This window comes from Salinivibrio sp. IB872 (assembly GCF_001995345.1).
Lineage (GTDB): Bacteria > Pseudomonadota > Gammaproteobacteria > Enterobacterales > Vibrionaceae > Salinivibrio > Salinivibrio proteolyticus.
The window spans coordinates 57811-82702 of sequence record NZ_MUFO01000009.1; the positions used below are offsets into that span (position 1 = coordinate 57811).

Consider the following 24892-nt stretch of genomic DNA (forward strand, 5'->3'; position numbering starts at 1 on the left):
ATGCAAGGGTAATCGCGCCCAAAATTGTTTAAAGTCAAAAAAAAGTACGGATTTTTTTTACATCACCTAAACATTTTGCGCCCCTGCGACTCTACCTGCCCCTTCTTTGACCAATAGGTACAAAACGAAAGGGTGAGGTATTGGATGACTGCTGGTGTACTGAAAAGCGTAGAAGCAGATGCGCAATCGTGAAAGGCAAGCACATCAATTCCGTTATTTATTGGCGAGCAATGGGTTGGTAAATTACTGACAGATAGAGGGAAGCGCCCGCATTCGCAGGCGCTTTGAGGTTAGGTCGGTTCTTTGGGGTCTAGCGCGTTGACTAGCGTGGCTTCGAAATCACCGTCTCGGATCGCTGAAGAGATGTCTTTTGCTAAGCTTTCCAACTGGTTGCGGCGTTCCTCTGACAGAGGATACAGCCGTGCTAACCGATCGCTATCGGCAATGGGTAAGTTATAGTCTTTACCCACTTTGGCCCATAGATACGCATGATCGAAGCGCTCCAACGCATGGTTGGTGGTCGCTAAGGATTTAATCGCTTCAGGGATCACTTTGTCACGTACCTCTTCATCGTTGCCGTCATACAGCTCAAGCACATGCAACAATATACGAACGGTTTTGGGCCTGTCACGAGAGACGTAATAGGTGGCGAGTCCAAGTTGAAGCTGGGGCGTTTCAAGATGCTGTGTTCCCTCAAGTTTTAGAAATTGAGGTAAAGCGCTGTTATCACCTTGTGACCAGCGGTAATAAATCACCGGTGGTTGATACGAGTCTTTCAATTCGCGTTCTAAGCGTTCGATAGAATCATAGGCGTGATAGACCGCTTCGGTGCGCTTCGTTTTTCGCTGTTTTAGAGTGGTTGGTTCGATTCCCGCAACCAGCTCCATGCAGCGTAAATAGACTTGCGTCTGTTTGAGTTCGGCCAGTTTATTGAGATCACTGGGCTTTTCATCCACAGCTAACCGTTTGAAAATCAAGTCTGAACGCTCAAAACGGCATTGGCCATCACCAATGTTTAACCCTTCGCACAATTCAGGATGCGTATCACACACTTGGTTGGTGGTCGGTTCCCCCTCACAGCCAGCCAGTAGCAAAAGAATTACGCCAGCAAAGGGAGCAGCAGCGAGTGATTTAGGTAATCTCAAATGCATGGTTGTTCGTATCCTCAATCAGTTGCGGTGAGTATACTTCAAATCTAAGTGTAGTTTATGCCCTAAAGCGTGATTTTGCGCACTGAACTCGAGATGCCGAAAGGCAGGTCGGTTAAGGCATAATAGGGACATGTCAAAAAGCGGAGCCATCCATGGATATTGAACAACTGTTAAAAGCGATGACACCAGAGGTTTACGATCGCTTGTGTTATGCCGTCGAAACGGGAAAGTGGCCCGATGGAACAGCGCTTAACCAAACCCAACGTGATCAAGCACTTCAAGCGGTGATGCTTTACCAATCGCGACATAACGAACAGCCTCAGCATATGACGGTTGCTATAGGTGGACAGGTGACGTTCAAGTCGAAAGCAGAGTTAAAGCGTGAGTTTGCGAAGCCGGACGAAGTGCGTATTGATGTAAAGACGAAGCACTAATGAGTCGCTGCGACCGTGGTACGCGCCGCCTGTTAAAGCGGCGCGTTTTTGTATCATTTAGCCGGCAATGAGCAAGGCGAGGGGGATGGAAAGCATCAAACTTAATGCCGTACGTAATGCCCAAATTACGACCAACCGGAACACGCTGATCGGAATGCTGGTAGCGAGAATGCAGGGAATCGATGCGGAGAAAAACAGTACACTCGACACGCAAGTAATCGCCGCACTAAAACGTAATACAAAGTCTGCCTCACTCAGTAACAGCGCAGGCAGAAACATCTCTGCTAAGCCGGCAGACGCAGCTTGGGCAAGCTGGTGGCCGTTATCTAATCCCCATAGCGCAGTGATGGGGTAAAAAATCCAGCCTAACCACTCAAAGACGGGGGTGTATTTGGCAGCTAACAGCCCTAACAACCCTACCGACATGATCGCAGGCAAGATTGTCATCGTCATCAACAAGCCATCTTTCACGGTAGCAAGCAGGTTGTGACTGACTCGGCCTGCTTGAGCGGCTTGAGATAAGCCAGTTTGATAAGCCAGCCCCCAGCGCTGTCCCTTGATAGCTTGTGGTTCCGGCGCTAGCACATTGTCACTTAAGCCTTTAATAGGTGGTAGCCGCACTGTAATGGCGGTGACAATAAAAGTGATGATTAACGCACTCCAAAAATACAGGTTCCAGTGAGACATTAAATCGAGGGTACGGGCCACAATAATCATAAATGTGGCTGAGACGGTCGAGAAACCGGTTGCGATAATGGTGGCCTCTTTGACCGAATATTGCCCATTTTTGTAGACCTTATCCGTAATGAGCAAGCCGAGTGAATAACTGCCAACAAACGAGGCGACCGCATCAATGGCAGAGCGGCCTGGGGTTCGCCAGATGGGGCGCATAATCGGCTGGAGCAAAATACCAATAAGCTCAAGTAGACCGTAACTGACCAAAAAGGACAGAAAAATCGCACCGACGGGGACAATCACGCCGACTGAGACCACTAGTTTGTTGAACAGAAAGGGCAGGATATCAGGCTCATGGAGAAAGGCTGGGCCAATTTTGGTGAGCGCCATGAATGCGCTAACGGCACCAATGCATTTTAATAACGTGAATAGCTTCTGTCCGCCGCTTTGCCGCCACTGCCCCGTCCACAGTGGCATAATGGCACCGGCTAAAATAATCATGAGCACATACAGGTTGATCAGGTTTCCAAAGGTGCTTTTTATCCAACTAACAAGGTGATCGAGCGGAATGGTGGTGTTGCCATCGATAGAAATAGGGACGAAGAAAAACACAATGCCAATGGCACTCAGTCCGAACAGGCGCCATAACACTTGCGAATGGGAAGTAACTTGTCTGACGTGCTCCATGTCAGTCTCCAGCTATACAATATCCTAAATTTGTATATACCAGAATACAGGCTGTAAGGAACGCTAGTCGGTGAAAACCGTAAAGCGACTCACAGTTTCCACCAAGGGTGAGCATTGATGCCAACTAATCATTTGGCGCAGAGAGACTGATTGGACTGGCGAAAAAAGGTGTCAGTTGGTGATTCTCTTCCTGTGCATAATCGCCAAATAGCGGGTGCTGGCTGAGTGCTTCGAGATACTGATTTAGCTGGGTGTAGCTGCTGTCAAGCACCAGTCCTGCCATTTGAGCACAACGAAATAGACTCCATACACTGATGGTGGCCATATTGACCTTATCCGCAGGAATATGGGTAAGGAGTTGTGAAAGGTATTGGCAAGCTTCTGGTAGTGTTTTTAACGCATCATTGACGGCTTGGTGGTCTATGTCTTTTTCGAGCATATGACCCCGCACTACACGCTGATAAAACAAGGTATCCACGATTAAAGGGCTGAGATGGTGACGACAATACCACTCAATCCAGCGTATATCGGCACGGTGACGGGCATTGCCGGGATACAGCAAAGGATCAGGGTACGCATCATCAAGGTACTCGGCCACGATGGTATCGTGATAAATCGTATGCCCACCATCGAGCAGTGCAACGATTGTTTGCATGGGCGGGTGGCGCAGCACAACTTCATGCGCTTCAAACGGAGAAGCTGGGACCAGTTCGTAATTCAGTTGTTTAAATCGTAAAGCCAGCGCAATTTTTCGCGTTTGTGGTGATAAAGAATCACCGTGCAACACCATCATTGTGGAACACCCTGATCGGCGAAATGTATGACTAAATTAGCAGATAAAAAAGCCGACATCATTGTCGGCTTCACAAACTCATGATTTTTTGACCAAACTTGAGACGAGCTAGTAATAGCTTAGCTCACCACGTAGATCCTTTTGTACCATGGTGCGAAGGGTCTCAAAAGGCAAGTCTTGACTGAGCAAGAAATGGAGTTTGGCGAGGGCTGCTTCAGGCGTCATATCATAGCCGCTGAGTACGCCGGCATCAGCAAGGGCACAGCCAGTGGCATACCCCCCCATATTGACACGTCCAGCCAAACATTGGGTTAAGTTCAGTACCAACACACCGCGTTCTGTTGCTTGTTTGAGTAGCGACAGTAGCTCAGGGTTCTGCGGTGCATTACCCACCCCAAACGTAAGTAAAATCATGGCATTAACAGGTTGCTTTAATGCATTGCGTACCACGTCGGGTGAGATCCCCGGGTACATCATAATCACAGCCACCGGCTGGTCGTTAATGGTATGTACTTTAAACGGACCTTGTGCCGGCTGATTAAGATCGGTGGCTTTCACTTCGATATGAATGCCCGCTTCCAACAGTGCGGGTAAATTCGGTGAAGTGAACGCATTAAATCCATCTGCATGCGATTTGGTACTACGATTACCGCGCAGTAATTGATTATTGAAGAATAAAGTCACTTCATTTACCGGATAGTTCGCTGCAATATGCAGGGCGTTCAATAAGTTCGCCTGTCCGTCAGAGCGAAGCTCGGCAATGGGGATCTGAGATCCGGTGACAATCACAGGTTTTTCCAAGTTCTCTAACATGAACGACAACGCCGAGGCGGTATACGCCATGGTGTCGGTACCATGTAAGATCACAAAACCATCGTAGTCGTCGTAATTCGCTCCAATATCGTCAGCAATGCGTTGCCAATCCTCTGGCGTCATATCCGATGAATCAATGAGTGGTTCGTACTCATGAATGGTAAAACGAGGCATTTCTGGACGATGGAATTCTGGCATGTTTTCGAGCTGTTGCTGTAGAAACCCAGAAACAGGCACATAGCCATGATCGGATTTCTGCATGCCGATGGTGCCGCCCGTGTAGGCGATATAAATATGTTTACGTTCCATCATGACAAATCTGCATTAAATGAGCGTGAGCACAGTATACATGTAACCGTTACATGGTTGGTACTGCGTAACCACACAGAATCGAGGAAAACTTTGGGATAAAGCTCCGACCAGGACGGCCGGAGCAAAGCGTGCTACTGATACTGGCAATTTAAGCAGAACAAGTAACGCCCTTGAGGATCGTTAAATTGTTCGAGCATTGTCACCGACTGTAACTGCGGTGACGCCAGTAACTGGCTTGCAAACGTCGGGAGGTTCGCCTGCATCGCTTGGCCAAAAACCGACGCGGTTTGGCCGAGCATCTCAGTCATAAACTGCTCGAACGGCGTCAGCGGTTTTTGCATCCAATCTAGCTGATAGTTTTCCAAGCCCGCCAATTCTGCTGCTTGTATCACCGCATCATCAAAGTCGCCCAATTGATCGACTAACCCGAATTTCAGCGCATCGCTACCGGTCCATACGCGACCTTGAGCCACCTTATCTGTTTCTTCCAAAGACAGGTTACGGTGCGTGCTGACCAAGGAAATAAAGCGGTGATAGCCGTGCTCAATGCCCAGTTGCATGATCTGGCTGACATCTTCAGGCAAGGCTCGAGTCACACCAACTCCCGAGAAGGGGGTTGTGCCTACGCCATCTGTGTGGACACCAATATCTTCCAGCGTGTTCTCAAAGGTGGTGAACAGGCTAAAGATACCGATAGAGCCGGTAATGGTGGTTGGCTGTGCGACGATGCGATCTGCGCTGGCAGAGATCCAATAGCCGCCAGAGGCCGCGACGCTAGACATAGAAACCACCACAGGCTTACCAGCTTCGCGCAGTGCATCGACCTCATTGCGGATAATTTCAGAAGCAAACGCACTACCGCCTGGGCTATCTACACGCAACACAACTGCTTTAACACTGTCGTCAAGGCGAGCATCGCGTAGCATCGCCGCCGTGGTATCACCACCGACGGTTCCTGGGCGCTGAACGCCATCCATAATCGGGCCACTGGCGACAACGACGGCAATATTATTGTCACCGGGGATGGCAAAGCGAGATTGAATTTTGGGTAGATAGTCGTAGTAGCTGGTGTACTCAAAACTGTCTTCCCCGTCGCTGCCAAATTTATCGGCAAGATAACGACGGATCTCTTGACGGGTCATCAACTCATCAACAATGCCAATATGTTTGGAAAGCGACGCAAAATCTCCCCCAAACGCCTCTAATGAGGTAATAAGTGTATCGGCAGAGGGAGAGAGCATCGCCGCTTTAATGCCACGGTTTTTCGCCACATCGCTTACATACGCGTTCCAAAGCTGGTCGAGCCATGCTTGATTCGCTTCACGCGCCTGTGGAGACATGTCGGTGCGTGTATAAGGTTCGACAAAGGACTTATAAGTGCCGACTCGGAAAACGTGAGTCGAGACATCTAATTTATCGAGTAGATCCTTCCAATACAGGTTGTAACTGCCATACCCTTGGAGCATCACCATGCCATCTGGTGACATCAGAATTTCGTCAGCATAGCTCGCTAAATAGTACTGGCTTTGGCTATACATCCCACCAATCGCCACGACCGCTTTACCACTTTGCTTGAACTCATCGATAGCTTTGGCGATATAGCGAAGCTTGGTCAGGCTCGTGGATGGCATGTCGCCTAGGCTAAGCACTAACCCGTTAATCTTATCATCCGTCGCGGCATGGCGGATGGTATCGACGATATCAAAGAGTACGTTTTCGGTTTCAATCGGTTGTCCGAGCGCGTTGCGTGAGAGGGTATCGATCGGATCGATACGACGGCGCTGTTCAACAATGGGGCCGTTTATATTCAGTAACAACGCGTGTGGGGCGGGTTCAGCTTGAACGGCTTTTTTCGCGGTTGTGTCGCCGGTTGGCAGGGGCGAGTCGGCGGTTATCGCCCAATAAATGCCCACAATAACAGCAATGAAAAGCACATTTAACAAAAGCTGACGCACGAACCCGATAGCAACCCAAAGCCATCGGAACAAAGATGCAATGAAGCGAAACAGTTTTTTCATACTCTAATCCATCGATATATGTCGCTGATATCCTAGCTGATCACTGCAAGGATCGATAGCCCAAGCTTATCCCGTATCCGACAGAGTGGGGAGGAAAGTCCTACTGAGATCAACTATTCGACAATCGATGTTGCTGGTTTGTAAACGAACGTTTGAAAAACAGTAGCCGACAGCGCTATAGTCTGGTCAGACCACAACAATAAGTGAGCAAGCAATGGAACAGCACTCTTACCCCCATATGCTAGCCCCGCTAGACCTCGGGTTTACAACATTGAAAAACCGCGTTCTGATGGGCTCGATGCATACCGGATTGGAAGAAGCCAATGACGGTTTTAAAAAGCTCGCAGCCTTTTACGCAGAGCGCGCGAAAGGCGACGTTGGCTTAATTGTTACTGGTGGCTTTTCGCCGAATTTTCGCGGTCGATTGACTCCATTTAGCGCACAGTTTAGCTCTGGGCGTGCCGCTCGTGCTCATCGAGCCATCACAGATGCGGTACACGCTAATGGCGGAAAGATAGCACTTCAATTGCTTCATGCCGGACGTTATGCCTTCCATCCGTTTGCCCAAAGTGCCTCCGCAATCCGCGCTCCAATCAGTAAGTTCACGCCTTTTGCCATGAGCGAGAGGTCGATTTGGCGTACGATCAAAGCCTTCGGCCGCAGCGCCGCGCTCGCGCGAGAAGCGGGTTATGATGGGGTTGAAATCATGGGATCTGAAGGGTATCTCATCAACCAATTTTTCTGCCATCGTGCCAACCGCCGTTATGATCAATGGGGCGGCTCGGTGGAAAATCGCATGCGTTTTGCCGTGGAAGTCATGCGTGCGGTAAGAAAAGCGGCCGGTGACGATTTTATTGTGATCTTCCGAGTATCAATGTTGGATTTGGTCGAGCAAGGCAACACCTTTGACGATGTGGTCGCGCTAGCGAAAGGCCTAGAGCAGGCCGGTGTCACCATTATTAATACTGGTATTGGCTGGCATGAAGCGCGCATTCCAACCATCGCAACGCAAGTTCCTCGCGGCGCCTTTAGTTGGGTGACAGAAAAACTCAAAGGTGAGGTGTCGGTGCCTCTGGTTACCTGCAACCGAATTAATACCCCAGAAGTGGCCGAACAGATTCTCGCCAGCGGTCAGGCTGATATGGTTTCGATGGCACGTCCTTTCTTGGCCGATGCTGCCTTTGTTGCCAAAGCTAAGGCTGGGCAATCGGAGGACATCAATACCTGTATTGCCTGTAACCAAGCGTGCTTGGATCATGTGTTTAAAGGCAAGCGAGCCAGTTGCTTGGTGAACCCGAAAGCTTGCTACGAAACAGAGTTAGTGGCGACGCCAGTTCGGCAAGTGAAAACGATGGCTGTCGTGGGAGGCGGAATGGCTGGGATCAGCTGTGCCACCGAAGCGGCAGAGCGAGGCCATACAGTGACCTTGTTTGAAAAATCTGATCGCTTAGGTGGGCAGTTTAACTTGGCGATGACCATTCCCGGCAAAGAAGAGTTCCAAGAGACCATTCGCTATTACTTGCGTCGTTTGGAGAAAGCCGGTGTCACCGTCCATCTTAATCACAGTGTTGAGGTCGACACCCTCAGGGAATTCGATGAGGTAGTGGTTGCAACGGGGGTTAAGCCTCGCCGTCCCGCGATTGAGGGCATTGATCATCCTAAGGTGATTGACTATCAAACCTTTATTCGTGAGCAACCTGAGTTGGGGAGTCACATTGCGATTATCGGCGCGGGCGGGATCGGCGTGGATGTGGCCACTATGATCACTGAACCTGCGAATCAACAACTGGATGACTGGTTGAAAGAGTGGGGGATCGATAAAACTATTTCCCACGAAGGGGGATTGTACCCTGCCCATGACACTAAGAGTGACAAGCAAGTATGGGTCCTGCAGCGTCGGGAAGGCCGCGTTGGCAAAGGCCCAGGGAAAACCACAGGTTGGATCCATCGTAAAACTTTGCAAAAACGAGGTGTAAACTTAGTGGGCGGTGTGACCTACCATAAAATTGATGATGGGGGATTACACATCAGCATCAAAGATGAGCCTCATGTCATTCCTGCTGATCAGATTATCCTCTGTGCCGGTCAAGAGTCTGTGAATGCGTTGGCCAAGACACTTGAGTCGGCAGGTTTGCCATTCCATTTGATTGGCGGGGCGGAGCATGCGGGAGAGCTAGACGCTAAACGGGCCATTCGTCAGGGCATTGAAACCGCACTCGCGCTGTAAACCCGTATAAACTGCGCGACTTTGTCGCGCAGTGGCTGTGTTAGCATAAAGCAATCAGTACGATACGCTGCGGTGATACCGTGGTTGCATATACAGGTTACAAGGAAAAGACCATGAACGCACTTGATTTGCTATTACAGCGCCGCTCTATTCCACGTTTAGCCGAACCAGCGCCAAGCGGACAAACGTTAGAGAACATTCTTCAAGCTGGGTTGCGCGCCCCTGATCATGGCGCATTAACGCCTTGGCAGTTTGTGGTGTGTGAAGGTGAAGGATTAACGCGGCTATCTCAGATTTTAGTGGAGGCCGCGAAAGCCGATGGCGCGGACGATACTGCGATAGAAAAAGCGAAACAAGCACCGTTTCGCGCACCGATGGTCATTGCGGTCATTGCGCGTACACGCTTTCATGAAAAAGTCCCGACGATTGAACAGCATATCTCCGCCGGTTGTGCCACCCAAGCAATGCAAATGGCAGCAGTTGCGCAAGGTTTTCAAGGGTTTTGGCGTACCGGCACCTTTGCCTATCACCCTGTTGTGCGTCAAGCGCTAGATGTAGATGGTGATGATGCGATTGTCGGCTTTTTATATCTCGGCACCCCAGATTGCGCACCGGCCAATGCGCCAACGCGTGATACCAGCAAATACGTGAAGTATCTCTAATTCACTTTTAAAGACCTGTGCATATGTACAGGTTTTTTATTGCGCCCGCCATACGCTTTGCATACCATGTGGTTCATTGCACAGAGTTAGAGAGTGATATGGCGCGCCTATTTATCGCCGAGAAGCCCAGCCTCGGCAGAGCCATTGCCGCCGGTTTGTCCAAACCGCAAAAAAACCACAAAGGCTATATCGAAACCGCCAACGGTGATGTGGTGACATGGTGTATCGGCCACTTGCTTGAGCAAGTCGAGCCGGACGCGTATGACAGCCAGTACAAGCAATGGAAGTTAGCACATCTGCCTATCGTGCCTCAGCAATGGAAACTGCGTCCGCGTAAATCAGCGGCTGGTCAATTAGCGATCGTGAAAAAACTGATCAAGCAGTTTGATCACCTCGTACACGCAGGTGATCCTGATCGTGAAGGGCAACTACTGGTTGATGAAGTCATTGATTATGCGGGAGTGAGTTCAGCGAAAAAGGCACGTATTCAGCGCTTGTTAGTCAGCGATCTAAACGTGTCGGCCGTGAAAAAAGCGCTCAACAAAATGGGTGACAATCACGCCTTTGTTCCGCTGTCCGTGTCAGCGTTGGCGCGCTCTCGCGCTGATTGGCTCTATGGGATGAATTTGTCGCGTGCCTACACGTTACTCGGTCAACAAGCGGGTTACCAAGGCGTGCTGTCTGTAGGACGTGTCCAAACCCCAGTACTGGGTTTGGTGGTCCGTCGCGACCAAGAAATCGAAGACTTTGTCCCTCATCCTTTCTATCAACTCGATGCTCTGTTGCCGTATCAAGGTGAAATGATCCGAGCTAGATGGCAGCCTAGTGACGCGTGCGCGCAATGGCAAGATGCACAAGGGCGCGTAATTTCTCGCGCTCTGGCTGAGAATGTTGCCAATCGTATTGCTGGCCAACCGGCAAAGGTGACAGAGGCCGAGCGTCAAACCCGCAAGCAGGCTGCGCCGCTGCCCTATAATTTGTCGGCCCTGCAAATTGATGCATCCAAACGGTTTGGCTTTAGTGCGCAAAAAGCGCTAGATAYCTGCCAGCAGCTTTATGAGCGACATAAATTGATTACCTATCCGCGTTCGGACTGTCGATACCTGCCTAAGGGTCACTTTGCGGAGGCAGGTAAAGTCGTGCAAGCGATTCGACAAGGGTGCGAACCGCTTATCGATGCGTGCGACCAGGCAGATACCTCTAGAAAGAACAAAGCATGGAACGATGCAAAGGTCGGCGCGCACCATGCCATTATTCCCACCGCAAAAGCGGCGCCTGCTGGGCTTTCTAGTGATGAAGCCAAACTTTACCAGCTCATCGCGCGCCAGTATCTCATGCAATTTTATCCACCGGCGGAATATGCAGAAGGCAAACTGGTGTTTGATATCGCGGGCGGTTGCTTTATTGCCAAAGGAAAAGTCTTGACCGTTGCAGGTTGGCGTTCGCTACTGCCGAATACGCAAGTGGCTGAGGCGTCAGCGAGCCCCTTGCCTCACTTACAGCCGGGCGAGCAACTAGTGTGTGAGCGCGGTGAGATAAAAGATTGTATGACAGAACCGCCGGCCGCCTTTACCGAATCGAGCCTGTTGCAGGCGATGACGGGGATTGGTCGCTATGTGCAAGATAAAAAACTGAAGGATATTTTACGAGAAACCGATGGCTTAGGGACTGAAGCAACCCGAGCCGGGATCATCGAGTTGTTGCTAAAGCGTGGCTTGTTACAGCGCCAAGGCAAAACCTTACATGCGACACCGAGTGGAAAAGGTCTAATCGCCGCGTTGCCGGATAGCGCAACCTATCCAGATATGACCGCGCAATGGGAGCGCCAACTGCAAGACATGGCAGAAAAAAAATGCGCCTATCAACCTTTTATGCATGCATTGACCGAACAATTACGAGGTTTGATTGAGACGGTAAAAACCGCACCGCCCCCCACATCGTTGAAGAATTTGCCGCCGCCACCCAAGCGTCAATTTACCCGTAAACGTCGCACGGGGGATAAAACACCCCGGCGCAAGCGTGCCCCCAAACGACAAGCGTCTACAGGCTGATGCTATGGGATTAAAACGCATAAGCGGCAATACAGCCCACTAACGTCATGACAAACAAAAAGAGTTTGAGCGTCTTTGGATTGGCAGAAATCGCAAATTTGACGGCTACGCGTGCGCCAGTCATGGTGCCGATGGCAAGGAGTAGCCCCGGCAGCCAACGCACCAGATCATCAGCAATAAAAACCAGTAACGATAAGGTGGTGAATGCAAGTGTACAAGCCAGCTTAAGCGCGTTGCCGCGCACCAGATCATAATTCAAGGTACCGCATAAAGCCGCCAGTAACACAAAGCCAACGCCAGCTTGGACAAAGCCACCGTAGAACCCTGCTAAACATAAACCCAGCCACGCACTCGGTGAGTCTTTCACTTTTTTAATCGGTGTTCCCGGTGGCGGGGTGAGGGTGGTAGGTTTGACTAACATCACCACTGTCATGGCAAGTAGCGTCCCCAGTAAAAGAGGTTTCACCCAGCTGGTGGGCAGCCAAGCGGCGGCAAGTGCGCCAAGTAAGCCACCAATCAAGCTGGGTACCAGCACTGGCCAGATATCTTGCGTATCAAGTTTGTCGTGGCGTTTAAAGCCCGCCATCCCCGAGGCGCATTGTAACCACACGCCAACGCGATTGGTCGCATTGGCGACGTCGGCAGGCATCCCCATGACCATTAACGCTGGAAGTGTCAGGTTCGATCCACCGCCTGCTAAGGTATTTATAATACCGGCAATAAACCCAAGCGCGACCAATATCGCGCCATACTCCATGGTCAGTGTCATCCTTGTCTCCTGATGTCTAAAAAGCCAGCATCTCTTACTATGTCAATACGTATTATGTGTCGTGCAACGTCTTTGATGTGTTACTTGATCTAAACCATGTTGTCGGACACCATTCATCACAAACCGGCCCTAAGTGCTGGCGATTCTACGCGGCGGTTATATAATCCCGTGCTACGCCTGAAGTTGTTCATCATGTTCGCCTAAAAAAGTGGGCGAAATAAGGTTGTATTGCGTCATGCAGCAAGCAGTTCCCTCGGCGCTAGACTCTGTCGCCCGTCGTTCGGCCCGAGTAGGGTTTATATACAATATACTGATTTCTATCATGGTCTTCGTGCTTGTTGTCGCGTCAGTGGAATTCTGGCTATACCAACAAGAGCATGATAAACAGATAGATAAAGTGCGCGCGGCATTATTGGCCTATCGGTCTCGTATAGAGCTTAACGTGACACAAAACATGGATTTAAGCTACGGCCTAGCAACCTATATCAGTTTAAATCCTGAGCTTACCCAAGAGGCATTTGCCGAGTTCGCGGCGCAATTGATGTCTCAATCTACCCATATTCTTAATTTTGGTGCCGCRCGAAATTGGGTGATTAGTCATGTCTATCCGGAGTCGGTGGGCGAAACCCTGCTCGGTACGGATTATCATGATGTTCCGTCACAACTAGAAAGCGTGCGTAACGCCCATGCCTCTGATAAACCGGTGATCTCAGGGCCTGTTGAGTTGCTGCAAGGTGGAACGGCGTTAATTGCGCGACAAAGCATTACCAATGCCCGTAAGCACCTGCCGTGGGGCGTGCTTTCCACGGTGCTAGACATTGAGGCGTTGTTTACCGACAGCTTTACCCAAGGGGAGCGATTACCCGTTCAAGTTGCCTTAGAAGGTCGCCGACGGCTGACTGAGTCGTTTAAGCCTGTCTATGGGACGCCGCAGATACACACGCAGGATCCGGTCATCGTGACGATGAGTTTGCCATCAGGTCAATGGCGTTTACTCGGGATCCCTGAAGATGGCTGGCACGGTGTGCGTTGGCACCCGAGAGTTTGGCTAATGGGTGTCATTGTACTCGGCTTTTGGCTAGGAGGACTCTACGGTCGCTATAATGCTGGTCGCAGCTTTGCACAATCAATTGGTCGGGTTGTGGATGATAGCCATCGTTTCCGCAGTATTTTTAAGCGTCACGACGCTGTGATGTTACTATTGGATGCCAAAAGTGGCGACATTGTCGATGCCAACGACAGTGCTCAGCAGTTTTACGGCTATGATCATGCGACACTGACATCCATGCGGATCAGCGATATTAATACCCATACTGAGAGTGCGTTGCGTCAAAGTCTTTCCCAAGCGCGTCAGCGTGATAAAAACTACTTTATCTTCTCTCACCGTTTAAAAAGCGGTGAGGTGCGTCAGGTTGAGGTGCACTCTTCACCCATCACCATAGGCCATGTCAAATTACTCTTTTCCGTGATCCATGATGTTTCAGAGCGACTTGAGGTCGAGCGTAAGCTGATGCTCAACGCAAAAATCTTTGAACAATCGAGCGAAGGGGTGCTGGTGACGGATGCAGACGCCAAGATTGTGGCAGTCAATGGCGGTTTTAGCGCCATTACCGGCTATCAAGAAGAGGATGTTCTAGGGAACGATCCGTCCATTCTTAACTCGGGGCGTCATGATAAAGCCTTTTTCCGCGCAATGTGGGAAGAGGTTGCCCAACAAGGCCGATGGAAAGGAGAAATATGGAATCGGCGCAAAGATGGGGTGGTATATCCACAACTGCTTTCTATCAGTGTGGTGAAGAACGACGCCGGTGAGGTGGTGAACTATGTTGGTGTTTTTTCAGATATCTCCAAGCTAAAAGACTCAGAAAAAAAGCTGATTGATTTGGCGCACTATGATGCACTGACCGGTTTGCCGAATCGCTTGCTATTGACATCTCGCACTAGACAAGCACTCAAGATGCCCATGGGGGCTCATGGCAAACTGGCTCTGATGTTCCTCGACCTTGACCAGTTTAAATTTGTTAATGATAGCCACGGACACGCCGTGGGCGATGAGCTGCTAAAGCTGGTGAGTCAACGCTTGTATGGTTTGTTAAGAGAAGGGGACACCTTAGCGCGACTGGGCGGGGATGAGTTCGTGGTGCTGCGTTTAATTCACAGTGACAAAGCCGCATGTGTCAGTTTGTCCGAAGACATTATTCAGGCGATGAACCGCTTGTTTGTGCTCAGCGGGGGGATTGATGCTCAGATCGGTGTCAGTATCGGCATTGCCCAATACCCAGACAATGCCGCCAATACCGAAGAACTACTAACCTTTGCCGATTCTGCGATGTACTTCGCCAAAAAATCGGGTCGCAACACGTATGCGTTTTATAATGATGCGCTAACCGTCGAAGCCAACAATAAATTGCGCTTAGCGGTCGAGCTACGGCAATGCGTGCAAAACGAAGAGCTTGAGCTTTTCTATCAGCCACAAGTGGATCTTGTGACCGGCAACATTATTGGTGTTGAGGCACTGCTGCGTTGGCACCATCCTGAACGGGGCGTGCTCTCGCCGTTTCATTTTATTGACGTGGCTGAAGAGCGCTCGATTATTCACGATATCACCCAGTGGGTGGTGGAAACTGGGTGTCGTCAGTTAAAACAGTGGCAAGATGCGGGTCTGATGGTCTCGTTGGCGGTAAATATCTCACCACGCAATCTAGCGGATATTACCTTTACGCAGGTCGTGGCCGAAGCACTGGAAAAAACGGGCGCCGATCCGCGCTTTCTCGAGTTGGAGATCACCGAAAACACCCTAATTGAAAATCAAGCCAGTGCACTGAAAGTGTTGGAGCAGTTGCGAGAAAAAGGGGTGGGTATTGCGATTGATGACTTCGGGACTGGGTATTCGTCGATGGCCTATTTAAAACGATACCCGATCTCTAAGTTGAAAATCGATCGACACTTTATCAAAGATATCCAAAGTGAAGCACCGGATGAAGAGGAAGTGGCGATCGTGTCTGCGATGATCGCAATGGCCGATAGTCTCGGCATGGGCGTGGTGGCAGAGGGGATTGAAACCATTCACCAGCAAGCGATATTGCGTGAGCTAGGCTGTACCTTCGGACAAGGTTTTCTGTATAGCCGACCTGTGCCCGCGGACGAGATCGCCGAGCTATTCGGCATTAATGAGAGTCTATGACAACCGATTAACTCCGCCCTCTCTGGTTAGCCCTCACACTTTTAGGGCTGAGAGCCAAGAATGATGTTATCACCTTGCTGTTTTTTTACCCTAGTAGAAAATGGCAAGGAGCACGATCATGATCCCCTTATTTTCTTGGCGGCGCATTGCGCTGGCTGTGGCGGTTGCTTGTTCAGCCTCGGTGTCTGCAGCGCCACATATCACGGTTTCAACGTCAACCACGCAAACGGATGGGCCGCTTACTGACCAGCATCCCACTGTTTTCTCATTGGGTAAAAACACTTACAAGGTCTCGGTTAGTAGGCTTGACGGTGAATGTGACGCGACCTCACCGAGCCAAGCCAAATTCAACACGCCAATTCCTTTATCGTGCCATGCGCAGAGCCACTTTGAGGTCAATATTCGCTTTGCCGGTGATTATGGCTTTTATTTCGATCCTAGCACCCACACACTGAGTATTAAGCGGGAACCTAAAAAAACCGCGACTGTGTTTAAACGGCCTTTGCCTGATGTGCAATGCCCAGTTTATCGCGGTGGCCCTGTCACCCTTACTGTTGGTGAGGCATTCGCCGATAGCACACTATTGAAAGAGGCGCTCAGCGGTCAGGTTGTACGTGTTCGCGACCATCAGGTGACGCTGACCCCAGCATCAAATAGCGGTGGATTGATATTATTAGCGCCGACCGAGCGCGAACCTCAGGCATTTACCTACCGCAATGCCAATATCTACTTTGTGATGGTTGATCGCTTTCACAATGGCGATCCAAGCAATGATCACAGCTACGGTCGCCACGCCGATAATCAACAGAACATTGGTACCTTCCATGGTGGCGATTTACAGGGGGTGCTCGAAAAGCTCGATTATATTCAATCACTGGGTACGGATGTGATTTGGCTGTCACCCATTGTCGAGCAGGTACACGGCTTTGTTGGAGGCGGCAGTAAAGGCGCGTTTCCTTTTTATGCTTATCACGGCTATTGGGCGCGAGACTTTACGCAAGTAGACCAAAACTTTGGCGATGATGCGGTGCTGAAAAAACTGGTAGAGGCCGCACATCAACGTGGCATGAAGGTCTTTCTTGATGTAGTGGTTAACCATCCTGGTTACGCCACCTTAGCGGACTTACAACAAGATGGCATTGAGGTGGTGAATGCGGACGCGTTACCACCGCAATGGCAAGATTGGCACCCCAAAAAAGGGCAAAGTTGGCATGATTTTCACCAAGCAGTGGATTATCAAAGCGCAAACTGGCAGCACTGGTGGGGTAAAGATTGGGTACGAGCGGGACTACCGGGCTACGATGCACCCGGATCGAGCGATCAAACCCTGACTTTGGCAGGGCTTCCTGATTTTAAAACCGAATCGACCAAGTCAGTGACGCCGCCTCAGTGGTTGCTTGATAACCCTGGCACACGTGTAAAAGCTCAAGATGGCTATACGGTTAGCGATTATTTACTTGAGTGGCAAACTCAGTGGGTTGAACGCTTTGGGATAGATGGGTTTCGCGTCGATACGGTTAAACATGTCGATGGTGAGATCTGGCGAGCGCTCAAGCAGAAAGCCAGTGCCGCTTTGGCATCTTGGCGACAGAAGCATCAGCAGTCCGGCGCGCCTTTTTGGATGATGGGAGAAGTGTGGGGCCACAGCGCCTATCGCAGCCCGTATTTCGATCAAGGTTTTGATGCGCTCATCAACTTTGACCTGCAAAAACAGATGGACAAAGGTGCGTACTGTCTCAGCCAAATGGAAGACACTTATCATGCTTACGCCCAAACGATGCAAAACGAAGCGGATTTTATTCCAGTGAGCTATATGTCGTCACATGATACCGAGCTGTTCTTTAGCCGCTTCAAAGATATGGCGATGCAACGCGGCGCGGCCAATGCACTCTTGCTCACACCGGGGGCTATTCAAGTGTATTATGGCGATGAGGTTGGGCGAGACTTGGGTCCCTATGGAGATGATTTCCACCAGGGCACGCGCTCTGACATGGTGTGGTCACGTACTCCAGAGCAACAGCGTTTGTTAGCCCATTGGCGTAAGGTGGCTCAGTTTAGACAGCAGCATCCCGCCGTAGGCGCAGGGATACATCGGGCCATTGCCCAAGACAATGCTTATGTCTTTTCCCGACAGCTAGGTGATGACACCATTGTTGCCGCCTTTGTCGGTCGAACCACACGCCAACCGTAGAAATGAAAAAGCCCGCCACTCAGAGAGTGGCGGGCGAGAAGACTGGTCGGTCTGACTGGATTTGAACCAGCGACCCCTGACACCCCATGACAGTGCGCTACCAGGCTGCGCTACAGACCGACTAAGCGCTATATTACGAATCACCCTCACAGCTGTCAATTACTCAACGGCATTGTTTTCCTGTTTTTCAATCGTTTGGCTATTAATGCGCCACTTCGTGATTGAAATTAACGGTCATGCTCTTCTGGGTGATAGAAACGCTTCAATTCATGCATGACTTGCATCAATACAGACAGCTGCGGTTTACCTTCCGGTAAAGGGGTATAGTGCTTGTCATACACTTTATAGTTGCCGAATTTGTCTACCACCGTGGTCTTTTGTGGCTGCACGACCACGATATCACGGCTATCTCCAGCAATAACCCATTTACGCGGGCGATTTTTCAGCTCGAACAAATTGGTCCCACTGCTGTAGTTTTCAGCAGGTGAGCTCACTGACAGCATGGACTCCATCAAGGTGGGGGCCACATCTAGGTGACTGCTGTAATGGGTAATTTGTTCTGGGGCTTGGTTTGGCCAATGCATGACCAAGGGTACTTGCAACTGATAACGGCTGTAATTGGTGTTAGAACCCCATGTATTTAAACCGGTTTCGTTAAACTCCATACCATGGTTGGACGTAATCATAACCACCGTGTTTTCGAGCTGTCCCGATTGTTTCAAGTCTTCCAATAAAGCGCCAAGCTGATCATCGATATAGTGCGCGGCGTTGTTGTAGCTGTTTTTCAACACCAGCGCCGTTTGGGTATCGACGCCGGCCATCGCGCTATCTAATGACGGCTGGAATGGTTGTGGATAGTCACCGCTTTGCTCGTAGTCACTCACGGTGGCGAGCTCCAGATAACCAAACCAAGGCGATGTATCACGCGTCGCAAGCCATGCTTGCATCTGAGAGACTGCTTCGGCATCGGCCCGCCAAGCGGGGAGATCAGGCAGATCATCGCTTTGTAAGTCGGCGCTAAAGATACTTTGGTAATAAATTGGATTGGTAAAACCATCGCCACTGAATAGTCCAATCTGGTAGCGACGATTATTCAATGTATTCATGAGTACCGGACGCAGGCCTTCCGTGCGTGCACTTTGTGCATAGCTGCCGGGAAGACCATAGAAGAGCCCAAACAGCCCAGCCATGTCGTCATTGCTGCTGCTGAAGTGATTTTTAAACCACAGGTTCTCATTGGCAAACTGGTAAAGGTGCGGCATGGTCACTGGGTTGAGCATGTCGGCGCGCAGCCCCTCGATCATCACCATCAATAGGTTTTTCTGATATTTACTCGCATCCGGTGCAAACGCGAGAGGCTCTAAGGGATAGCGAATGACTTCGCTATTTTCCTGACCCCGCTGTTCGCGGAGACGTTGGTATTCTTGCCTATCCAGCAAGCCATATTTTTCCATAAAGGTCTTCGCTGTCATTGGATAGGAGACAGGGAAGGTCGAGCGTTGCGCAGTCACGGGACTATAGATAAATGCGTCAGCCCAAATATGGATCAGATGGCTAGAAATAAAGCAGATTGCAAACACGGTCGCGACCGGGATCCCGATGCGCTTGCGCGTCAGTTTACGAAGTTTACGCCACACCCATTCTGACATGATTAATTGGAGAATAAAGATAGCTGGCACGGCAACAAAGAGGTATTGCCAGTGTGCATTCATGTCAGTTTTTTCGCCGCTTAACAACAGCTCCCACACCAAGGGGTTAAGATGGAGGTGGAGGGTTTCGTAGGCATAAATATCGAGCAGCAACACCATCATGCCCGTGGTCGCCACCAGTACGGCAAACAAGCGCATTAAGCGCTGTGAGGGAATGATAAAACTCGCCGGGAAGATGATCAGTATGTACAACGCAAACACAAGAAAGCCAAAATGGCCGACCCAGTTAAAAATCAGGTACGTTTGTCCTAACAGCGTTTCGGGCCATCCTGACTGGCTGATATAGCGTGTGCCAAGCAACATAGCGGCAATGATGTTAAAAAAGCTAAACCAATGCCCCCAGCTAATCAGCTGAGATACTTTGTCACGATACGATGTTCCGCTATCAACCATACGTCTTTATTCTTCTCTTTTAAGATGCTGCTGCACGGTGCGTTATTGTTTGTCGATAGAAGACAACAACGCTTGGGCGAATTTCTCGGCAAAAGCCTGACGTTGCGCGGCAGGAATATTCTGATTCAGGATATTGGTGGCGACGTTACCGACCACCATGAGCGACAAATCTGTTGACGCATCGTGTTGTTCTAACACATTGACAACATCACTGATGATGCGTTCCACTTGTTTGTCGTCATACTTTGAAGTTACAGGCATAAATTCGTCTTGTCGTAATAAAACCAAAGCTGCGTATAATAACCCACACTTTAGTCTTACTGAAAATCTTTTCAATCATGAGCCTCACGCTTTCTAACGTAATATTGCATCAAATCGTTAAGCAAGATGATGATTCGCTTAACGTTCATCTTCGTGACGGACCGTTACCGCTCAACGATCAAACTGACAATCTGATGGCCGATGTACATCGGGTATATCACGCAAAAGCAGGCAAAGGGTTTGCTTTATTTGACACTGACAGTGAATTTCAGCAGTGGTTAAAGGAATATCGTGACCAAGCCCTCGACTTTCGCACTTTTTCTGAAAAAGCTGTCSAACGTCTGCGTAATGAACTTGCTAAGTACCCCTTTGCCGACAGCGGTACATTAATTATGGCGCATTATCGTGCGCTTGCGACCGATTATCTGTTTATTGGAGTGGTCGAATCTAAGCACAGTTTGCGGGTGACGGATGAGCTTGACGTCAATGCGACTGAGTACCTTGACGTGAGTAAGATGGATATTGCGGCGCGCATCGATCTCTCCACATGGGAGACCGACGCAGACTCCAACCGATATTTGTCCTTCATCAAAGGCCGAGTCGGACGCAAAATTGCTGACTTTTTCCTCGACTTCTTGCAAGCGCAAGTGGGCATGGACAGTAAACAGCAAAACCAAGTGTTGATGCAGGCCGTGGAAGATTACTGCGATGATGCGCGTTTGGAAAAAGAAGAAAAGAACGCGTATCGCAAGCAGGTCTTTGATTATTGTAATGATCAACTTAAATCAGGTGATGAAGTGGTAGTGAAAGAGCTTGCTCAAGAATTACCGCCAACGCCTGACGGTGTCGATTTCTACCAGTATGCCAATCAACAAGGTTATGAGCTTGAAGAGCAATTTCCTGCCGATCGGACGACCATGCGAAAACTTACCAAATTTGTAGGGGCTGGTGGCGGCTTATCGGTAAACTTCGATGCCATGCTGTTAGGTGAACGCGTCTTTTATGATCCAGAGACCGATACCCTGACTATCAAAGGCACTCCGCCTAATCTGCGTGATCAACTGCAGCGACGATTAACCAGTCGCGACGACTAATCATCAAGACCAAAGTGATCGATGAGGCTAATCAGTAATGGGTGAATTTTCACCCATTTCTTTTTGGTCCGATCCCGTTTTCGTCGATCCACGCTGAATTGTTCCTTCTTCCTTGTTCACAGATTGACCTTGAGTGCCTAAAACGTAAACGAAACGTTATTTAAACGTCACTCAAATGTCATGAGTGACCTCACTGGCACAAGGAAAGAGGTTGAACAATGAAAAAGCTGACATTGTCTGCAATTGCACTATCGATCACGTTAGTGAGTGCAGCTCACGCTGCCCCTGAAGTGATTAAGTTCTCCCACGTGGTGGCAGAAAACACGCCCAAAGGACAAATGGCGCTGCATTTCCGAGATCTTGTCGCTGAGCGTATTGGTGACAAATACGAAGTGGAAGTGTATCCAAACTCACAATTGTTTGGTGACGGCAAGGAGATGGAAGCGCTCCTACTTGGTGATGTCCAGTTTATTGCCCCTTCTTTATCTAAATTCTCCAAGTACACCAAAAAACTCCAAGTCTTCGATTTGCCATTTTTGTTTGAGGACATGGAAGCGGTTGACCGTTTTCAGCAATCAGATGCGGGGCAATCGTTGCTGCAGTCGGTCAAAAGCAAAGGCATGATCGGGCTGGGCTATCTGCATAACGGCCTCAAGCAATTGTCTGCCAGTGAGCCACTACGGGTACCGAGTGATGCGTCTGGTAAGAAATTCCGCATCATGAGTTCGGATGTGTTGGCGGCACAATTTGATGCGGTAGACGCGGTGCCGCTTAAAAAGCCCTTCTCAGAAGTCTTTACCCTTCTACAAACCCGAGCCATTGATGGCCAAGAGAATACCTGGTCAAACATTTATTCGAAGAAGTTCTTTGAAGTTCAGCCTTATATCACAGCCTCAAATCATGGTGTGCTTGATTACATGGTTACCACCTCGGCGGAATTTTGGATGCAACTCCCAGATGCTGACCGTGAAGTGCTGAAAAAAGCGTTGGATGAGTCAGTGGCTTATGGCAATCAAATTGCGCAACAAAAAGCAGATGATGACCGCCAGAAGATCATTGACTCAGGACGCAGCCAAATTCTCACTTTGACCGATAAAGAGCGTGGTGAGTGGGTCGAAGCTATGCAGCCAGTGTGGCAGCAATTTGAGGATGAGATTGGTGCTGACTTGATTCAAGCGGCGGTACAAGCCAATCAATAATATCTAGCCGGGGATACCCCGGCTTTTGTTTTATCTCCGGTCTGACCGGGTTCATCCGTAGGGAGTGTAGGATGATCAAGTTCTTGCATCGATTCGAAGAAACCGTCATTGGGCTACTGCTGGTGGCGACGACCTTGTTGGTCTTTGTGGAGGTGGTGCTGCGTTTCTTCTTTAACGAAGGCTTACTTTGGGCACAAGAGGCCACCTTGTATTTATCGGCCTGGATGGTGCTGATTGGCGCGTCATGGGGGATCCGAGAAGGCGCGCATATTGGGGTAGATGCCTTGGTGAAAACCTTTTCACCGTCACTGCAAAAGACAGTGACCTTAATCGCACTGGCGCTCGCCATGGTGTACTGCGTGCTGTTTTTCTATGGCAGTTGGGTCTACCTGAGCAAGATGAAGCTGATTGCGATTGAAATGGAAGATATTCCGATAGAAAAGTGGAAAGCCATGCTGTGCTTGCTGATCGGGTTCGCTTTGCTTGGACTGCGCATGATCACTGTGGCTATCGAAGTCATTCAAGGCAAGCGTCTGGGGTTTGGCTTTGCTGATGAAGCGAAGGAGAGCATGCATCTCGCTGAAGAAGGTGTTGAGGGTATGCCAACAAGCCGTCCAGCGGAAGGCAAGGAGGAATCAAAATGACCATTGCGGTTTTGTTTGGGTTATTGTTTTTGTGCATGTTCATGGGCATGCCCATTGCCATTGCGCTGGGGTTATCGAGTGTCAGTACTATTTTGCTGTTCTCCAATGATTCCCTTGCCTCGATTTCTCTGAAACTTTTTGAAGCGACGACGCACCATTACACGCTGTTGGCGATTCCTTTTTTCATCCTCTCTTCTGCCTTTCTCTCAACAGGAGGAGTGGCGCGTCGGTTAATTAATTTTGCAGTTGATTGCGTCGGCCATGTACGTGGTGGATTAGCGATGGCATCTGTCATGGCGTGCATGCTGTTTGCGGCTGTCTCTGGTTCATCGCCTGCAACGGTTGCAGCCATTGGATCGATTGTGATTGTTGGGATGGTAAGAGCAGGCTATCCAAAAGCGTTTGCCGCTGGGGTAATCGCCAATGCGGGCACCTTGGGGATATTGATCCCACCGTCAATTGTGATGCTGGTATATGCGGCGGCAACGGAAGTGTCTGCCTCGAAGATGTTTATGGCGGGCTTTATTCCTGGCTTAATGATGGGCGGGATCCTGATGGTCGCGATTTACATTGTCGCACGCATTAAAGGCTTACCCTCGCAACCTTTCCCAGGCGTTAGCGCAGTGCTTGGCTCAGGGGCGCGAGCGATGGGCGGGCTCATGCTTATCATCATTGTGTTGGGCTCTATCTATGGTGGCATAGCCAGCCCGACTGAAGCGGCTTCAGTTGCGGCTGTGTACGCATGGTTGGTGAGTGTGTGGGGATACCGTGATATCGGACCGCTGAAAGACACCCCGTGGCGTGTTGAGGGCGAGTCATCAATTCGTGCTTGGGGGCGTAATATCGTCCAGCTGCCGTGGGTGATGATACGCTCGGTAACCGATAAAGAAGTGGCCCATGTGGTAAAAGATGCCGCCAAGGTTAGCATTATGCTGCTCTTTATCATTGCCAATGCGATGTTGTTTGCTCATGTTCTGACCACTGAGCGTATTCCACATACCATTGCTGAAAGCATTGTGGCATGGGGGCTGCCTGCATGGGGCTTTTTAATTGTGGTCAATATTCTCCTATTGATTGCGGGAAACTTTATGGAACCGTCGGCGATTTTGTTGATTATGGCGCCGATTTTGTTCCCTATCGCCATGCAGTTGGGCATCGACCCCATTCATTTGGGGATCATTATGGTGGTCAATATGGAAATCGGGATGCTGACCCCACCGGTTGGGCTGAACCTATTTGTGACGGCGGGGATTACTGGTGAGTCCATTGGTTGGGCAATCAAGGCGGCGCTGCCTTGGCTAAGCTTGCTACTGGTGTTCTTAATGCTGATTACCTACATTCCGCAAATTTCGCTCTTTTTACCTGAGTACCTCGATTCACTGCGCTAGCGAGAGTCGAGTGCTTGGTATGCAAACAAAGAAGGCGCCGATTCGGCGCCTTCAGATTGCTGACGAACCCCGCCTTTTTAGGCGGGGTTCTTTTTGATAAGCGGCCGTAGGCCGCGATCGCGATATTTTTTGTTAGAGAGTGGTCGTTACCGACCAACGCCTAAATTGGCGGATAGAAGCCAGTATTTGCCTTATATCCGCCAGGTTAAAGCCACATTTTCTTAGATAGCTCACCAC

General features: G+C 49.9%; 18 protein-coding genes and 1 tRNA gene. 10 read left to right on the forward strand and 9 right to left on the reverse strand.

Annotated elements, in window-relative coordinates; genetic code table 11:
* Positions 1 to 290: 290 nt before the first annotated feature.
* Positions 291 to 1151 (reverse strand): DUF2989 domain-containing protein, encoded by an 861-nt coding sequence (locus tag BZJ18_RS05995; RefSeq protein WP_077455720.1) that lies wholly within the window; start codon positions 1149 to 1151, stop codon positions 291 to 293.
* A 152-nt stretch (positions 1152 to 1303) separates the two neighbouring features.
* Between BZJ18_RS05995 and BZJ18_RS06000 the strand changes: the two genes are divergently transcribed.
* A complete protein-coding gene (locus BZJ18_RS06000; RefSeq protein ID WP_077455721.1) occupies positions 1304 to 1585 on the forward strand; it encodes a YeaC family protein in 282 nt (93 codons plus the stop codon).
* A gap of 57 nt (positions 1586 to 1642) precedes the next feature.
* On the opposite strand, the gene BZJ18_RS06005 is transcribed toward BZJ18_RS06000, so the two are convergent.
* The 4 genes from BZJ18_RS06005 to sppA all read right to left on the reverse strand — a co-directional run bounded on the left by BZJ18_RS06005 (position 1643) and on the right by sppA (position 6883).
* Positions 1643 to 2947: a YjiH family protein gene (locus BZJ18_RS06005; protein ID WP_077455722.1), complete on the reverse strand. Its 1305-nt coding sequence runs from the start codon at positions 2945 to 2947 to the stop codon at positions 1643 to 1645.
* A gap of 124 nt (positions 2948 to 3071) precedes the next feature.
* The gene (locus tag BZJ18_RS06010) at positions 3072 to 3740 is read right to left on the reverse strand and encodes a glutathione S-transferase family protein (RefSeq protein ID WP_077455723.1); all 669 of its coding nucleotides are present in this window, start codon (positions 3738 to 3740) and stop codon (positions 3072 to 3074) included.
* Between the two features lie 108 nt (positions 3741 to 3848).
* Entirely contained in the window at positions 3849 to 4862 is a 1014-nt protein-coding gene (ansA, locus tag BZJ18_RS06015) for an asparaginase (RefSeq protein ID WP_069590079.1), read from the reverse strand.
* 134 nt (positions 4863 to 4996) lie between these two features.
* Complete coding sequence (sppA, locus tag BZJ18_RS06020) at positions 4997 to 6883, reverse strand: signal peptide peptidase SppA (RefSeq protein WP_077455724.1); 1887 nt, start codon at positions 6881 to 6883, stop codon at positions 4997 to 4999.
* Positions 6884 to 7097: 214 nt separating this feature from the next.
* Between sppA and BZJ18_RS06025 the strand changes: the two genes are divergently transcribed.
* The 3 genes from BZJ18_RS06025 (at position 7098) to BZJ18_RS06035 (ending at position 11823) form a co-directional block, all read left to right on the forward strand.
* The gene (locus BZJ18_RS06025; RefSeq protein WP_077455725.1) at positions 7098 to 9110 is read left to right on the forward strand and encodes an NADPH-dependent 2,4-dienoyl-CoA reductase; all 2013 of its coding nucleotides are present in this window, start codon (positions 7098 to 7100) and stop codon (positions 9108 to 9110) included.
* Positions 9111 to 9223: 113 nt separating this feature from the next.
* A complete protein-coding gene (locus BZJ18_RS06030) occupies positions 9224 to 9772 on the forward strand; it encodes an NAD(P)H nitroreductase (protein WP_069590027.1) in 549 nt (182 codons plus the stop codon).
* 98 nt (positions 9773 to 9870) lie between these two features.
* Positions 9871 to 11823, forward strand: a complete 1953-nt coding sequence (locus BZJ18_RS06035) for a DNA topoisomerase III (protein WP_077455736.1) — start codon at positions 9871 to 9873, stop codon at positions 11821 to 11823.
* Between the two features lie 10 nt (positions 11824 to 11833).
* Here the strand turns inward: BZJ18_RS06035 and BZJ18_RS06040 are convergent, their stop codons facing one another.
* On the reverse strand, positions 11834 to 12592 hold the full coding sequence (locus BZJ18_RS06040; protein WP_077455726.1) for a sulfite exporter TauE/SafE family protein: 759 nt from the start codon (positions 12590 to 12592) through the stop codon (positions 11834 to 11836).
* A gap of 235 nt (positions 12593 to 12827) precedes the next feature.
* On the opposite strand from BZJ18_RS06040, the gene BZJ18_RS06045 reads away from it, so the two are divergent.
* Both BZJ18_RS06045 and BZJ18_RS06050 read left to right on the forward strand, forming a co-directional pair.
* Positions 12828 to 15776, forward strand: a complete 2949-nt coding sequence (locus BZJ18_RS06045; protein WP_077455727.1) for a bifunctional diguanylate cyclase/phosphodiesterase — start codon at positions 12828 to 12830, stop codon at positions 15774 to 15776.
* Positions 15777 to 15894: 118 nt separating this feature from the next.
* Positions 15895 to 17967 carry an alpha-amylase gene (locus BZJ18_RS06050; RefSeq protein ID WP_108743124.1) on the forward strand — a complete coding sequence of 691 codons (2073 nt, stop codon included), beginning with the start codon at positions 15895 to 15897 and terminating at the stop codon, positions 17965 to 17967.
* A gap of 43 nt (positions 17968 to 18010) precedes the next feature.
* Here the strand turns inward: BZJ18_RS06050 and BZJ18_RS06055 are convergent.
* The 3 genes from BZJ18_RS06055 to BZJ18_RS06065 form a co-directional block, all read right to left on the reverse strand.
* A tRNA-Pro gene (locus tag BZJ18_RS06055) sits at positions 18011 to 18087 on the reverse strand.
* Between the two features lie 107 nt (positions 18088 to 18194).
* The gene (locus BZJ18_RS06060; RefSeq protein ID WP_077455729.1) at positions 18195 to 20069 is read right to left on the reverse strand and encodes a DUF3413 domain-containing protein; all 1875 of its coding nucleotides are present in this window, start codon (positions 20067 to 20069) and stop codon (positions 18195 to 18197) included.
* 42 nt (positions 20070 to 20111) lie between these two features.
* Positions 20112 to 20330, reverse strand: a complete 219-nt coding sequence (locus BZJ18_RS06065; protein WP_069590037.1) for a YejL family protein — start codon at positions 20328 to 20330, stop codon at positions 20112 to 20114.
* A 77-nt stretch (positions 20331 to 20407) separates the two neighbouring features.
* Between BZJ18_RS06065 and yejK the strand changes: the two genes are divergently transcribed.
* The 4 genes from yejK (at position 20408) to BZJ18_RS06085 (ending at position 24655) form a co-directional block, all read left to right on the forward strand.
* Positions 20408 to 21424, forward strand: a complete 1017-nt coding sequence (yejK, locus tag BZJ18_RS06070) for a nucleoid-associated protein YejK (protein WP_077455730.1) — start codon at positions 20408 to 20410, stop codon at positions 21422 to 21424.
* Positions 21425 to 21642: 218 nt separating this feature from the next.
* Positions 21643 to 22623: a TRAP transporter substrate-binding protein gene (locus BZJ18_RS06075; protein WP_077455731.1), complete on the forward strand. Its 981-nt coding sequence runs from the start codon at positions 21643 to 21645 to the stop codon at positions 22621 to 22623.
* Positions 22624 to 22694: 71 nt separating this feature from the next.
* Complete coding sequence (locus BZJ18_RS06080) at positions 22695 to 23267, forward strand: TRAP transporter small permease (RefSeq protein WP_077455732.1); 573 nt, start codon at positions 22695 to 22697, stop codon at positions 23265 to 23267.
* Positions 23264 to 24655, forward strand: a complete 1392-nt coding sequence (locus tag BZJ18_RS06085; protein ID WP_077455733.1) for a TRAP transporter large permease — start codon at positions 23264 to 23266, stop codon at positions 24653 to 24655. The genes BZJ18_RS06080 and BZJ18_RS06085 overlap by 4 nt, the downstream gene beginning before the upstream one ends.
* Positions 24656 to 24892: the final 237 nt, after the last annotated feature.